Source organism: Nisaea sp. (genome assembly GCF_965216895.1).
GTDB lineage: Bacteria > Pseudomonadota > Alphaproteobacteria > Thalassobaculales > Thalassobaculaceae > Nisaea.
In genome coordinates, this window is the sequence record NZ_OZ244205.1 from 692192 (window position 1) to 705357 (window position 13166).

Sequence of the window (13166 nt, forward strand, 5' to 3'; positions counted from 1 at the left end):
GGATGAGCAAAGCCAGCCAAAAGGCATCGGATCGCAAACGCCGGACCGCGGCGCGCCTCGCTGCGGTGCAGACGCTGTACCAGATGGCGATCACCGGCACCCCCGCGCCGCGCGTGATCGCGGAATTCAAGGAGCTACGTCTCGAGGGAGGCGCCGACGACGAAAGCTTCGGTCCGGCGGACCCGGTATTCTACGAGAAGCTCGTGGCTGGCGTGTCGGCAGATCTAGAGGCTGTCGACCAGCTTATTTCGGGCGCGCTGGCGGATGACTGGGCGCTCGACCGCCTGGAGACCATCGTGCGCAACATCCTGCAATGCGGCGCGCATGAGTTGCTGGCCCATGGCGAAATCCCGGCCGCGGTCGTGATTTCGGAGTATGTCGACGTGGCCCACGCCTTCTTTGCGGAGAAAGAGCCCGGTTTCATCAATGGTGTGCTTGACCGTATCGCGCGGACAGTTCGTGAAGACGAATCCGGTGACACCGCTCTTGGTTCCGAAAGCGCCTGAGTGGTGAAACGCCTCGGCGAGTTCGAACGGATCGCGCGGTATTTCGCGCCCCTCGTGGAGGGACAAGGCGAAGCCCTCGGACTCGCCGACGACGCTGCGATCGTAGCGCCGCCGGCTGGGATGCGGATGGCCGTGACCGCGGACGCGCTGGTTGCCGGAGTTCACTTTCTGGAAAGCGATTCTCCGGACCGGATCGCGCGCAAGGCGCTCCGGGTCAATATCTCTGATCTCGCGGCAATGGGGGCCGAGCCCTACGGCTATACCGCGACCCTCGCCCTGACGTCCGGGATGGCGGACGCAGAGGGCTGGTTGGAGCGGTTTGTGACCGGTCAGCGCAGCGATCACATTACCTTCGGCCTGCGGCTGCTCGGCGGAGATACGGTTTCGACCCCTGGACCGCTCACGATCTCCGTCACGGCTTTCGGCTGGTTGCCGGAAGATCGGGCTCTGCTCCGCAGTGGTGCCCGCCCCGGCGACGATATCTACGTCTCCGGGACGATCGGCGATTCCGGGCTCGGGCTGGCATTCCTCCGTGGAGAAATAAGCGGTCTTGACGACGCGGCCGAGCGCTTTCTCATCGACCGTTATCAGGTTCCGGAACCGCGCCCGATGCTGGGGCGGGCCTTGCTGGGCGTCGCCACTTCGGCGCTCGACGTCTCGGACGGGCTGGCGCAGGATCTTGGTCATATCGCCGACTGTTCCGCCGTCGCGGCGGAAATCTCCATATCCGCGGTTCCGGTTTCCCGGGCAGCGGCGGCTGCGGTGCGGAACGGGCTCGCCAACCCCGAGGATCTGCTGTCCAGCGGAGACGATTACGAATTGCTCTTCACCGCGCCGAAGGAAGCGCGGGAAGAGGTCATGGTACGGGCCGAGGAGGTGGGTGTGCCGGTGGCCCGGATTGGGGAGATCCGCGCCGGAACCGGCGTCGATCTGCTCGATGCGGACGGCAAGCCGCTCATTCTTGAGCGTCGGGGCTATACCCACGCCTAGCGCACGGGTTAAATGGGCACATGAAGATCATTGTCATCCTCGTCGTCCTGCTCGCGCTCGTCGGCGGAGGCGTTTTCGGCGTCTCGATGTTTGCGCCCGGGCTGCTCCCGCCGCAGGTGCTTTCCCTGCTCGGTCAGGAGGTTCCGCCGGAAGACGAGAACGAAGTCGAGGAACGGCCGACCGTTACCCAACTCATCGATCTGGAGCCGCTAAGCATCCCGATCTTCCGCGACGGCCAGGTCGATCGCTTTCTGGTTCTGCATATCTTTATCGAGGTCGAGCCCGGTGCGGACTTCGAATTGGTGAACCGGGAAAAGGTTCGCATCATTGATGCCTATCTCGCGTATGTGCATGCGCTTTCCTCCCTCGATATCAAACCCGGGATCAGTGACCGGGCCTTCCTGAAGCAGCGTCTTCTCGCGAAGACCGAGGAAATCGTCGGCAAGGGGGTCGTCGTGGATCTCCTGTTCCAGAACGTGTTCGAGCGGCCGCTGCAGGGCTGAGCGCCCGCGGGCGCGCTTGCGGAACTGGCGGGTTCCCGGCAAGCGTGCTACCAGACGGTCCTCATTTCGACTGACCCGCGATTACTCATGACCAGTTCCACGATCGAAGGCCGCGACCCGACGGTTCGCAATGTCGTACTTCTGGCTATCTGTCAGGCGCTTGCGATGACGGGTATGTCGGTGAACATGACGGTGACCGCGCTGGTCGGCCAGCAGCTTGCGTCGGATCCGGCCTGGTCGACGGTCCCGCTCGCGCTTCAGTTCACGGCGACGATGGCAACGACTCTGCCGGCGTCCTTCCTGATGCGGAAGATCGGACGTCGCGGCGGTTTCGCCGTCGGGATCACGATCGGAATTTTCGGCGCACTGCTCGCCTATCACGGAATCTTCGAACGCAGCTTCGCGATTTTCACCGCGGGTTCAATGATGATTGGCTGTTTCCAGGGCTTTGCGGTGTTCTATCGCCACGCGGCTGCGGACACGGCCAGCGCGACCTTCCGCAGCAAGGCGATCTCTCTGGTTCTTGCCGGCGGGGTGTTCGCGGCAATCGCCGGACCTGAGCTGTCCAAATGGTCTTACGATCTGTTCACACCGGTGATCTATGCCGGGTGCTTCGTTGTCGTCGCCTGTGTTCAGGCACTCTCCTTCGCTTTCCTCTATTTCGTCCAGATCCCGCCGGTGCGTCATGCGCCGGACAGCCCGAATATCCGCCCGCTGTCGGTGATCGTGCGGCAGCCGACATTCATCGTCGCGGCTGTCGGCGCAATGATCGGATACGGTGTCATGAGCTTCGTGATGACCGCGACGCCGCTTGCCATTGTCGGATGCGGCTATGAGTTCCGCGATGCCGCTTTCGTCATCCAGTGGCATGTGCTGGCGATGTACGCGCCGTCCTTCTTTACCGGGTCCCTGATCCAGCGATTCGGGGTCCGGCAGGTCATGCTGGCGGGGGCGGTGATCCTCGTCTGTGCCGCCACGGTGAACATCAGCGGGCTCGAGATCGAGCGCTTCTGGCTCGGTCTCGTGATGCTCGGAATCGGCTGGAACTTCATGTTCGTCGGCGGTACGTCGCTGCTCGCCGAATGCCACAGCCCGGAAGAGCGGGCGAAGGTACAGGGACTGAACGATTTCCTAGTCTTTGGAACGGTTACCGTCTCTTCCTTCGCTTCCGGCGCATTGCTCAATGCGTTCGGCTGGAACGCGGTCAACTATGGAGTTTTACCACTCCTTGCGGTCGCCGGCTCAGTCATCGCCGTGGCTTTGTGGCGCCAGCGCAGCCCAGCATAAAGACCGTAAATGTAATTGCGGATTCAGTTAGATACGCTTTACAGGCGGCAGATTTTTGATAGGTTTCAACCCACTTGGAGTGGTGGGGCGGAAACCGGCAAAATTCTTTTCGCTGTCTGCTTTTTTCACCCTTCGATTTGAAATGCCAGCCGGAGCCCGGCGACAAGACCGGGCACGGCGGCGAGGAAACGTGTTCAGAAGATAGAAGGGTTTCGGATATGAGCGGAACTTTGGCTTTCGTCATCCTTTGTGGGGTGGCGGCCTTGCTCTACGGACTTTGGGCGATACGGTCGGTGTTGGCCGCCGATGCCGGGTCAGCGCGGATGCAGGAAATTGCAGGCGCGATTCAGGAAGGCGCAGCAGCGTATCTCAACCGCCAATACACAACGATCGGCATGGTCGGTATCGCCGTTGCGATCATTCTCGGGTTCACGCTCGGGATGACGGTCGCCATCGGCTTCGTCATCGGTGCGGTTCTGTCCGGCGTGGCAGGCTATATCGGCATGCACGTTTCCGTGCGGGCCAATGTCCGCACGACGCAGGCGGCAACCGTCGGCATGGTTCCGGCACTCGACATCGCCTTCAAGTCCGGTGCGATAACAGGGATGCTGGTGGTCGGTCTCGGCCTTCTCGGCGTCGCGGGCTATTACGCCCTTCTGATCGGGATGTATGACGCGAGCACCGATGCCGGCATGCGCCATGTTCTGGAAGCGCTCGTCGCGCTCAGCTTCGGCGCCTCGCTGATCTCCATCTTCGCCCGTCTCGGCGGCGGCATCTTCACCAAGGGGGCCGATGTCGGCGCCGACCTCGTGGGGAAGGTCGAAGCCGGTATCCCCGAGGACGATCCCCGAAACCCGGCCGTGATCGCGGACAATGTCGGCGACAATGTCGGTGACTGCGCGGGTATGGCGGCCGACCTCTTCGAGACCTATGCGGTGACCGTGGTGGCGACCATGCTGCTGGCCGCGATCTTCTTCACCGGCGAGGCGGCGGCTCTCATGCTGACCTTCCCGCTGCTGATCGGCGCGGTCTGCATTCTTGCTTCCGTCGTCGGCGCCTTCTTCGTTCGGCTGGGACCGGACAAGAAGATCATGAAGGCGCTCTACAAGGGCTTCATCGTGAGCGCCGTCCTTTCGGCGGTCCTGATCGGCGGCGTCGTCAGCCAGGCGATCGGCTGGGACACGGTGATGGCGATGAAGAACGGCCTCGAGGTAACGGGAACGTCGCTCTTCGGCTGTGCGCTGGTCGGTCTGGTCGTGACCGGGCTCATCGTCTGGGTGACCGAGTATTACACCTCGACGGAATTCCGTCCGGTGCGCTCGATCGCGAAGTCTTCCGAGACCGGCCACGGCACCAACGTGATCCAGGGCCTCGCGGTTTCCATGGAGGCGACGGCGCTGCCCGCGCTGATCATCTCCGGCGGCATCATCGGGGCCTATCTGCTGGCAGGCGTGTTCGGCATCGGGATTGCTGCGACGACGATGCTGGCGCTTGCCGGGATGGTCGTGGCGCTCGACGCCTATGGTCCGGTAACCGACAATGCCGGCGGCATCGCGGAAATGGCGGAGCTGCCGGAGGCGGTCCGCGAGACCACGGACGCGCTGGACGCGGTTGGCAACACCACCAAGGCGGTGACCAAGGGCTATGCCATCGGCTCGGCCGGTCTGGCGGCGCTGGTGCTGTTCGCGGCGTTCACGGAAGACCTGACCCACTACTTCCCCGAACTGGACGTCAATTTCGAGCTGCAGAACCCCTATGTGGTGGTCGGGCTCTTCATTGGCGGCCTCTTGCCTTATCTCTTCGGGGCCCTCGGAATGCAGGCCGTGGGTCGTGCCGGCGGCGCGGTCGTCGAGGAAGTGCGGCGTCAGTTCCGGGAGCGTCCGGGCATCATGGAAGGCACCGAGAAGCCGGAATATGGCCGCGCGGTCGACATGCTGACCAAGGCGGCGATCAAGGAAATGATCGTCCCGTCGATGTTGCCGGTCCTGGCCCCGATCGTGGTCTATTTCGTGATTAGCCTGATCGGCGGGCAGAGCGCGGGTTTTACCGCGGTCGGCGCGATGCTGCTCGGGACCATCGTCACCGGCATCTTCGTCGCGATCTCGATGACCGCCGGTGGCGGCGCATGGGACAATGCGAAGAAATACATCGAGGACGGCAATCACGGCGGCAAGGGCTCCGAGGCCCACAAGGCCGCGGTGACCGGCGATACGGTCGGCGATCCCTACAAGGATACCGCCGGCCCGGCGGTCAACCCGATGATCAAGATCGCCAACATCGTGGCGCTCCTGCTACTGGCGGCGCTCGCCCCCTGATAGGGAGCTTCAGACCCGGCAGGGAAAGGCCCCGCGCGAGCGGGGCCTTTCTCGTTCAGGGATGCGGGGCCTTACTGGCTGAAGGCGCCGTCCTGGTTGAAGCGGCCGATATTGCCGAAGAGCTGTTGCAGGAAGGTGATTTTCTGGCCTGCGGTCTGGGTTTCCCGACCGACATATTCGATCCGCTTGCCGTCTTCCTTGTTCAGGCGCCCGATACTGTCAACGACGCCGTTCTCATCGAAGGCGATATAGATCACGCGCTGATCAACGACGTCCTCGGCGAAGAAGGCGGTCTGTTCGGTGCGGCGAGCGATGTACATCCAGGTCTCCTGGCCGAACTGACTCTCCGTCGATGGAGAACCAAGCAGGGCAAGCACCCGTCCCTTGTCGCTTTCGCCCGGCTCGATCGCCGCGAGAGTGTCGATATCGACCATGTTGCCGTGGATCGCCACACGAGGTGAGCAGGCGAGCAGGCCAAAGGCGAAGATCGTTAGGGCGAAGCCGGTACGCTGGAACCGTTTGCGGCTCACTCGTTCTCTCCGTGACGTCTTGTCCATGACTGAGAACCGCCATGCGCCGAGGGCAGGCGGGCTGCCGCCAATTTGGGGACCGACCGGCCCGAGGTCAACAATCCTGTTCCCGGTCGTTGACGTGGACCGACTGCGTCGCCATTTTGCGTTCAACTCAAACCCGAAGCGGGATCGCGCGGTGCTCAGCAAGTTGTTCAAGCGCAATACCTCCACCGATGCGGCGGCGAAGGCCTATCAAGAGATCGTGCGACAATCCCGGATTCCGGATTTCTATACCGGTTTCGGGGTTCCGGACACGCTCGACGGTCGGTTCGACCTCCTGGTGCTTCACACGGCGCTGGTGTTGATCCGGCTGAAAGGCGAGGCCGGCGAATCGGAAGCGTTCTCGCAGGCCCTCTTCGATACACTCTTTACAGACATGGACCAGTCGCTCCGGGAAATCGGGGTGAGCGACATCTCGATCGGCAAGAAAGTCAAAGAGATGGGACACGCCTTCTACGGTCGTCTCGATGCATACGAAGCAGCTCTGTCGGCCCCGAACGGAGATCGGAACGATCTGCTTGGCGAGGCGTTGTTGCGGAATCTCTATCGCGGAGACAGCGCGGCGCAGGCCCATTCCGGTGCAATGGCCGGATATGTCATCGCGCAGGCCGCCCATCTGGACGCCCGGCCTGTAGAGACCATCACGGCCGGCGAACTCGGTTTCCGCACCCCATAAGGCGGCTTCCAGTGCTTGCCGCTTGAGGGCGGGGCGCACTGCGCATATTGTGCGCTTCCCATGGAACACACAGACAACAGCGAATTCTCGCGCCCCGTCCGGATCAAGGACCTGAAGAAACGGGTCACCCATTTCGACGTGGAAGCCACGCCGGAGGAATGTCGCGCGCTTGCAACGCGCTTTGGCCTGCCGTCGCTTGCTTCCCTTTCGGCGACGGTCTCCGTCGAGCGCCTGGCCAAGGACCGGGCGGTGCGGATCGCCGGCAGGATCTCGGCCCATCTGACCTATTTGTCCGTGGTCTCGCTCGAGGCGTTCGATGCGGTTATCGAGGATCAGTTCAGCGAGGTCTTGACCGGGGAGGTTGAAACCGGCCATCAGGCCGAACTGGACCTTCCGCCGGATGATGAAAATATGGGGCTGATCGAGGATGGCGGGTTTGACCTCGGTGAGGTCATATCCCAGAATTTGTCGCTACTGCTCGACGAGCATCCGCGGAAACCGGGAGAAGGGGACGCTCCGGACGGGGTCGTCTGGACGGACAGTGACGCAGAAGACGAAGAAGAGAACCCGTTTTCGGTTCTGGCAGGCATGCGGGATCGGCTTCGAAATGGGGACTAAAAATATTGAACTTTTGTGAAGCTTTGCCTATGACCCTCGTGCATCCTCCTTCCTGCAATCCGTATCTGTGGAAGGTTAACTGCCGAGAGGTTTCGAAACGCGCCGTTGTGGCCGCGTCTTCAACCTGGATGATGTCGAACACATGGTAGACGGCCCAACACTGGCCCTGGACGCTATGGGCGGCGATAACGCGCCCGATGTTGTGATTCGCGGTGCGGATATCGCTCTCGCGCGGATGCCGGATCTCAAGCTGATTCTGGTTGGTGACGAGGCGCAGCTTCGGCCGCTGATCGAAAAGACCAAACGGCTGGCGAACAGTGACTTCAAGCTCGTTCATACCGACAAGGCGGTCGGCGCCGCGGAAAAGCCCTCCGTGGCGCTGCGCTCGGGGCGCAATTCGAGCATGCGGCTCGCGATCAATCAGGTTGCGGAAGGCGCGGCCGACGGTGTGGTCTCCGCCGGCAATACCGGCGCGCTGATGGCGATGTCGAAATTCGTCCTGCGGATGTGCCCGGGCATCGAACGTCCGGCCATCGCCAGCTTCTTTCCGACACGGCGCGGCGAGACCTGCATGCTCGACCTGGGTGCCAATGTCGATTGCGACTCACAGAATCTCGTCCAGTTCGCCCTGATGGGAGAGATTTTCTCCCGTCTGGTGCTGGGTCTCAGCCGACCGACGGTTGGCTTGCTGAATGTCGGCAGCGAGGAGCAGAAAGGCAGCGATGCCGTCCGCGGCGCCGCCGCGATCCTGCGCGAGATCAAGTCGGAGAGCTTCGAGTATATCGGCTTCGTCGAGGGCGACGACATCACCGCGGGCACGGTCGACGTGATCGTTACGGACGGATTTTCCGGCAATATCGCGCTCAAGACCGCCGAAGGCACCTCTCGCATGATCACCCAGTTCCTGCGCGATGCCTTCAAGTCTTCCTGGGCCGCCCGGATTGGCTATCTGCTTTGCCGGGGTGCGCTCGAGCAGATGCGCAAACGGCTCGATCCGCGGCGCTATAACGGCGCCGTATTCCTCGGCCTCAACGGCATCAGCGTGAAGAGCCATGGCGGAACCGACGCGCTTGGGTTCGCCAATGCTGTTTGCGTCGCCGCCGATATGTGCCGTTACAATTTCCTAGATAAAGTCAAAGAAGAGATCGCACTCTACGGGGACTACGAGGGTGCGGCCCTGACACGCCAGACATCGGTAGCTTCATGACCCTGAAGAAGTCTCTGTTGGTCGGCTGCGGCGCATACTTGCCGCAGCGGATCGTCACGAATGACGAGTTGGCGGAAAAAGTCGACACCTCGGATGAATGGATCTCGAAGCGGACCGGTATCCGGCAGCGGCACGTGGCCGCGGACGGCGAGATGACATCGGACCTCGCCGTCGCCGCAGCGCGCGCGGCGCTCGAAAATGCCGGCATGGAGATTGCGGATATCGACCTCATCGTCGTTGCGACGACGACACCGGACGATACCTTTCCTTCCACCGCCACCAAGGTACAGGCGAAACTCGCCATGGATCACGGGGCCGCGTTCGATATTCAGGCCGTCTGCGCCGGATTCATCTATGCCCTTGCGACGGCAGACAATTTCATCAAGGCCGGACAGGCGCGTGCGGCGCTTGTGATCGGTGCCGAGACCTTCAGCCGGATTCTCGACTGGGAAGACCGCTCGACCTGCGTGCTCTTCGGAGACGGGGCCGGCGCGGTTGTGCTGCGGGCGGCCCGCGAGGAGGAAGACGATGACGGTTTCGGCGTGCTCTCGACTCACCTCCATTCCGACGGACGGCATCGCGACATCCTCTATGTCGACGGCGGTCCGTCCTCGACCAGGACCGTCGGTCATGTCCGCATGGCGGGGCAGGAGGTTTTCCGCCACGCCGTCTCCAAGCTTTCCGGTGTGATCGACGAGGCGCTTGAGGCCAACGGCCTCGACTCCTCCGCCATCGACTGGCTGATCCCGCACCAGGCGAACGCCCGGATCATCAAGAGCATGGCGCAGAAAATGAAGCTGCCCGACGAGAAAGTGGTTTCGACGATCGCCCGGCATGCCAACACGTCGGCTGCGTCGGTACCGCTTGCGCTGTCCGAGGCGGTGGCGGACGGCCGGGTCAGTAATGGCGACCTCGTCCTCTTCGAGGCGATCGGTGGCGGGCTCGTATGGGGGGCTGGGCTGGTCCGAATCGGCGCTCCCTGAATAGGATCTGGCGCGCTCCTTTTTCTGCCATGTTACGGCGCGCTCCCCTGCGTCGAGGCGCTAATTTTCCGGAGTTTCAGTGAGTTAGGCCTCGATCTCCAAAGTCGCGGGTTTCTCCTTTCAATTGGCGCCGCGCGGTTCGAGATTAGGTCAGAAAACACCTCCAAATTCCTGTAATAAGTCGATTAATTGACGGTGCCGATTTTCCGCGATACTTTAGGCTCTTAAGGATGGGGGTGGCTATGACTGGTAAGACGGTTACACGGGCTCAATTGAGCGAGGCAGTGTACCAAGAAGTCGGTCTTTCTCGTAACGAGTCCGCCGAATTGGTTGAAGCTGTTCTCGAAGAAATTGCGCAATCCTTGTCTCGCGACGAGGTGGTGAAGATCTCTTCGTTCGGGAGCTTTCTGGTGCGCCAGAAAGGGGAGCGCATTGGCCGCAATCCCAAGACCGGAGAGGAAGTTCCGATTTTGCCGCGCAAAGTGCTGGTCTTCAGGCCTTCCCACGTCCTCAAGAACCGGATCAACGAAGGGCTTGGCGGCGACGCCGGGTGAGTACGGAGGCATGACGCCTAATGGCTATGCAGACCGACCATCAGAGCACTGGGACGCGTAGGAACGGCAAGTCCGCGTCGGCTTTCCGCACGATCAGCGAAGTTGCAGACGATCTTGAGGTTCCGCCGCACGTTCTCCGTTTCTGGGAAACCAAGTTCTCTCAGGTGCGGCCGCTGAAGCGCGGCGGAGGGCGCCGTTATTACCGTCCTGAGGATGTGGCGCTGCTGCGCCGGATCCGGACGCTGCTCTATCAGGATGGCTACACGATCAAGGGCGTGCAGAAGCTGCTGAAAGATGGTGGCGCGCGCGCCGCGATGCGTAATGACGGCGGCGAGTACGACCCGGAGATCCCCGGGCCGAACAATGCGGCGAAAGCGGACGCCCAGCCGGGCCTGCCGTTCGAGCCGGAGGCCGCGGCGGCATCGGCGGACGGCAACGGTCAGGACGGTCTCGCCACCGATGCGATGGAAGAGGTCCGCACGGCGCTCGGCGAACTGGAATCCCTGAAAAAGGCCCTGGACCGGGTCCGGCGCTGAGCCGGTTTCTGAACGCAATCCGGAAATTGCACGATGCAGGCGCTTCAAGGCGCTTGCTTCCGCTCTGGTGACGGGCTAGAGAGACCGTCTCAATCGGTCGGAGCGTAGCGCAGCCTGGTAGCGCACTTCACTGGGGGTGAAGGGGTCGTGGGTTCGAATCCCGCCGCTCCGACCATTGATTTCCCCGACACATCTCACGGCCACGGCACTTTTGCCGGCACCATGCCCAGACGCTTGAAATAGGCGCCGAAACTGGAATCCGGGCCGACCAGTCCGTGCACCAGTCGGGCGATCTGCATGCGCTGTTCCTGGACCCGATAGGGGGGGCTTTCGGTGTTCATCGGTTGCGGCAGGATGCAGCGCCAATTATCCACCGCGATCAGGATGTCGCGATACACCAGAGCGCCATTGAAGAGGAAATCGAGGATCACGGCGTCGCCGCGCTTGTTCGGCAGCTTCTCCAGCCAGGGTTCGGCGTAGTTGCGATCGGCGACCAGGCCCCATGCCATCGAGAAGCGGATATCGGGCATGTAGTTCATCAGGACATTGTGCTCCTGCAGTTCGAAATCCGAACCGGGGGTGCGCGAGGGGACGATCCTGTGCATGAAGGTGGGAACGTTGGAGGTGCGCCAGTCGTCGGCTTTGCTGTCGACGATGACGCTCAGATACTCTTCAAGAGTCATTCAACGTTTCCAATACGATGAAGCGGGAGCCGGCGAGAATACGCGATTGCACATTAGGGCGACCCGTTGACGGCCTTGCGCCCGAGATCCGTGAGCTTGCAGACAAGCCAGTTCGGCTTCAATGGATTCTCGAACCAGGGCTCCGCCCAGCCGTGCTCCAGGCAGGACCGCACCATCCGGTCGTTTACCCGTTGCCCCTGATCGTTGAACAGCGGGAGTTTTCCGCCGGGTTCGCTCAGACCGCGCCTGAGCCACGCGATCTGTGTCTTGGTCGGCCGCTTTGCGGTTCGCGTCTCGCGTACAGGTGTTTCGGACATCCTGACTTTTCCGGCGCCATATGGCGAAGAACTGTTCGCGACTCATGGTAATGGCGCGCCGGAATGAGTCAAATGCACAAAGGGGAGTTGTGGGCATTTCGAAGTCCTGCGACGATTGCGTCATTCGCTCATGATGGAATTTCGGCCATGAATCCTTTGTCCGATCGCCTTTCGCTTGGGTTTTCGAGCATCGGGCATTTCTATTCGCATTTCTTCATGCTGCTCTATCCGACAGCCGTGATTGCGCTCGAATCCGTGTTCGCCGCCCCTTATCACGAACTGATCGGGCTGATGTTCCTTGGCAACCTCATGTTCGGCCTCTGCGCCATCCCGGCGGGCTATCTCGGCGACCGCTGGAGCGCGACGGGTATGATGGTGGTGTTCTTTATCGGCACCGGCGCGATGTCGATCCTCACCGGGTTTGCCAACTCGCTGTTCCAGATCGCCGCCGGCCTGACGGCGATCGGTTTCTTCGCCTCCATCTATCATCCGGTCGGGATCGCCTGGGTGGTGCGCCATGTGGCGAACCGCGGCAAGGCGCTTGGCATCAATGGCGTGTTCGGCAGTCTCGGCGTCGGGTCGGCCCCCTTGATTGCGGCCCTACTTGCCGATTTCGGTTCCTGGCGGCTCGCCTTTATTCTCCCGGGGATCGTCTGCGTCGTGACGGGCCTGCTGCTCGCTCTCGGGGTCTGGCGCGGCTGGATCGAGAATGACACCGGGAAGGCCGCGTCGGCGCCGTCCGAGACCACGCGCAAGGACATGCAGCGCGGGGCGCTCGCGCTCGCCGTCACGGTCTGCTGTTCGGGCCTGATCTATCAGGCGACCTCCTTTGCATTGCCGAAGCTGTTCGAGAACCGTCTCGGGAGCGGCGACGCGCTGTTCGGCATCGGACTGCTGGTCTCGGCTATCTATTTCTGCTCCGGCGGGGCGCAGATCGCCGGCGGATGGCTGGCGGACCGGTTCAACAAGAAAAGGGTCTATGTCACCGCCTGGATCATACAGATCCCGTTCCTTGTCATTGTCGCCTCGATCGACAGCTGGCTGCTGTTCCCGGTCTCTATCGTGATGGTGCTCTCGAACACCATCGCGGTGCCGACGGAGAATGCGCTTTTCGCGCGCTTCACGCCGCCCGCCTGGCGGGGGACGGCCTTTGGGGTCAAGTTCCTCCTGACCCTCGGGGTCTCGGCCGGAGCGGTTCCGCTGCTGGCCTGGGTCTACAGTGCGACCGGGGACTTTACCTGGCTGTTCCTGATTCTCGGTGCTCTTGCGGCGACGGCGTTCGCGGCCGCCCTGCTATTGCCGGCAGGTGAGGGAGAGCCGGTCCCGAAACTCGCCGCAGAGCCCGCGGAATAGGTTGCGCAGTGTGAATGACGCCGTCTAACGCGTTGTTTCACGAGAACAAATATGGCGTTTCACAGG

Annotated in this window: 15 protein-coding genes and 1 tRNA gene; 13 read left to right on the forward strand and 3 right to left on the reverse strand. The window is 62.2% G+C overall.

The features are described 5' to 3' along the window. Nucleotides 1-2: 2 nt before the first annotated feature. The 5 genes from nusB (at nt 3) to ACOOE1_RS03320 (ending at nt 5601) form a co-directional block, all read left to right on the forward strand. Entirely contained in the window at nt 3-506 is a 504-nt protein-coding gene (nusB, locus tag ACOOE1_RS03300) for a transcription antitermination factor NusB (RefSeq protein ID WP_420404917.1), read from the forward strand. Beyond that, nucleotides 507-1496: a thiamine-phosphate kinase gene (gene thiL, locus ACOOE1_RS03305; RefSeq protein ID WP_420404918.1), complete on the forward strand. Its 990-nt coding sequence runs from the start codon at nt 507-509 to the stop codon at nt 1494-1496. A 20-nt stretch (nt 1497-1516) separates the two neighbouring features. After that, the gene (locus ACOOE1_RS03310) at nt 1517-1999 is read left to right on the forward strand and encodes a hypothetical protein (RefSeq protein ID WP_420404919.1); all 483 of its coding nucleotides are present in this window, start codon (nt 1517-1519) and stop codon (nt 1997-1999) included. Between the two features lie 87 nt (nt 2000-2086). After that, nucleotides 2087-3286: an MFS transporter gene (locus ACOOE1_RS03315; RefSeq protein WP_420404920.1), complete on the forward strand. Its 1200-nt coding sequence runs from the start codon at nt 2087-2089 to the stop codon at nt 3284-3286. A gap of 218 nt (nt 3287-3504) precedes the next feature. Further along, nucleotides 3505-5601: a sodium-translocating pyrophosphatase gene (locus ACOOE1_RS03320; RefSeq protein ID WP_420404921.1), complete on the forward strand. Its 2097-nt coding sequence runs from the start codon at nt 3505-3507 to the stop codon at nt 5599-5601. Between the two features lie 71 nt (nt 5602-5672). Here ACOOE1_RS03320 and ACOOE1_RS03325 read toward each other — a convergent pair whose 3' ends face one another. Then, a complete protein-coding gene (locus ACOOE1_RS03325) occupies nt 5673-6131 on the reverse strand; it encodes an outer membrane protein assembly factor BamE (RefSeq protein ID WP_420404922.1) in 459 nt (152 codons plus the stop codon). Nucleotides 6132-6309: 178 nt separating this feature from the next. Here ACOOE1_RS03325 and ACOOE1_RS03330 point away from each other — a divergent pair, with 178 nt between their 5' ends. The 7 genes from ACOOE1_RS03330 to ACOOE1_RS03360 all read left to right on the forward strand — a co-directional run bounded on the left by ACOOE1_RS03330 (nt 6310) and on the right by ACOOE1_RS03360 (nt 10922). Further along, a complete protein-coding gene (locus tag ACOOE1_RS03330) occupies nt 6310-6849 on the forward strand; it encodes a ubiquinol-cytochrome C chaperone family protein (protein ID WP_420404923.1) in 540 nt (179 codons plus the stop codon). Nucleotides 6850-6909: 60 nt separating this feature from the next. Beyond that, nucleotides 6910-7467, forward strand: a complete 558-nt coding sequence (locus ACOOE1_RS03335) for a YceD family protein (protein WP_420404924.1) — start codon at nt 6910-6912, stop codon at nt 7465-7467. Nucleotides 7468-7609: 142 nt separating this feature from the next. Further along, nucleotides 7610-8674, forward strand: coding sequence for a phosphate acyltransferase PlsX (gene plsX, locus ACOOE1_RS03340; RefSeq protein ID WP_420404925.1), 1065 nt, complete (start codon nt 7610-7612; stop codon nt 8672-8674). Beyond that, nucleotides 8671-9657: a beta-ketoacyl-ACP synthase III gene (locus tag ACOOE1_RS03345; RefSeq protein ID WP_420404926.1), complete on the forward strand. Its 987-nt coding sequence runs from the start codon at nt 8671-8673 to the stop codon at nt 9655-9657. The genes plsX and ACOOE1_RS03345 overlap by 4 nt, the downstream gene beginning before the upstream one ends. Nucleotides 9658-9899: 242 nt before the next feature. Beyond that, nucleotides 9900-10211, forward strand: coding sequence for an integration host factor subunit alpha (locus tag ACOOE1_RS03350; protein ID WP_193180539.1), 312 nt, complete (start codon nt 9900-9902; stop codon nt 10209-10211). Between the two features lie 20 nt (nt 10212-10231). Then, entirely contained in the window at nt 10232-10747 is a 516-nt protein-coding gene (locus tag ACOOE1_RS03355) for a MerR family transcriptional regulator (protein ID WP_420404927.1), read from the forward strand. Nucleotides 10748-10845: 98 nt separating this feature from the next. Next, nucleotides 10846-10922: transfer RNA gene (locus ACOOE1_RS03360), tRNA-Pro, on the forward strand. Nucleotides 10923-10941: 19 nt separating this feature from the next. On the opposite strand, the gene ACOOE1_RS03365 is transcribed toward ACOOE1_RS03360, so the two are convergent. Continuing rightward, nucleotides 10942-11430 (reverse strand): hypothetical protein, encoded by a 489-nt coding sequence (locus ACOOE1_RS03365; RefSeq protein ID WP_420404928.1) that lies wholly within the window; start codon nt 11428-11430, stop codon nt 10942-10944. 53 nt (nt 11431-11483) lie between these two features. Beyond that, nucleotides 11484-11747 (reverse strand): hypothetical protein, encoded by a 264-nt coding sequence (locus tag ACOOE1_RS03370; RefSeq protein ID WP_420404929.1) that lies wholly within the window; start codon nt 11745-11747, stop codon nt 11484-11486. A 147-nt stretch (nt 11748-11894) separates the two neighbouring features. On the opposite strand from ACOOE1_RS03370, the gene ACOOE1_RS03375 reads away from it, so the two are divergent. After that, on the forward strand, nt 11895-13100 hold the full coding sequence (locus ACOOE1_RS03375; RefSeq protein ID WP_420404930.1) for an MFS transporter: 1206 nt from the start codon (nt 11895-11897) through the stop codon (nt 13098-13100). Nucleotides 13101-13166 lie beyond the last annotated feature (66 nt).

Excerpts from the sequence above, each read along its gene's own strand:
- ACOOE1_RS03320 (WP_420404921.1), top strand. The coding sequence starts at position 3,505 with ATGAGCGGAACTTTGGCTTTCGTCATCCTTTGTGGGGTGGCGGCCTTG.
- ACOOE1_RS03315 (WP_420404920.1), top strand. The coding sequence starts at position 2,087 with ATGACCAGTTCCACGATCGAAGGCCGCGACCCGACGGTTCGCAATGTC.
- ACOOE1_RS03355 (WP_420404927.1), top strand. The coding sequence starts at position 10,232 with ATGGCTATGCAGACCGACCATCAGAGCACTGGGACGCGTAGGAACGGC.
- ACOOE1_RS03370 (WP_420404929.1), bottom strand. The coding sequence starts at position 11,747 with ATGTCCGAAACACCTGTACGCGAGACGCGAACCGCAAAGCGGCCGACC.
- nusB (WP_420404917.1), top strand. The coding sequence starts at position 3 with ATGAGCAAAGCCAGCCAAAAGGCATCGGATCGCAAACGCCGGACCGCG.
- ACOOE1_RS03310 (WP_420404919.1), top strand. The coding sequence starts at position 1,517 with ATGAAGATCATTGTCATCCTCGTCGTCCTGCTCGCGCTCGTCGGCGGA.
- ACOOE1_RS03345 (WP_420404926.1), top strand. The coding sequence starts at position 8,671 with ATGACCCTGAAGAAGTCTCTGTTGGTCGGCTGCGGCGCATACTTGCCG.
- ACOOE1_RS03375 (WP_420404930.1), top strand. The coding sequence starts at position 11,895 with ATGAATCCTTTGTCCGATCGCCTTTCGCTTGGGTTTTCGAGCATCGGG.
- ACOOE1_RS03365 (WP_420404928.1), bottom strand. The coding sequence starts at position 11,430 with ATGACTCTTGAAGAGTATCTGAGCGTCATCGTCGACAGCAAAGCCGAC.
- ACOOE1_RS03350 (WP_193180539.1), top strand. The coding sequence starts at position 9,900 with ATGACTGGTAAGACGGTTACACGGGCTCAATTGAGCGAGGCAGTGTAC.
- ACOOE1_RS03335 (WP_420404924.1), top strand. The coding sequence starts at position 6,910 with ATGGAACACACAGACAACAGCGAATTCTCGCGCCCCGTCCGGATCAAG.
- plsX (WP_420404925.1), top strand. The coding sequence starts at position 7,610 with ATGGTAGACGGCCCAACACTGGCCCTGGACGCTATGGGCGGCGATAAC.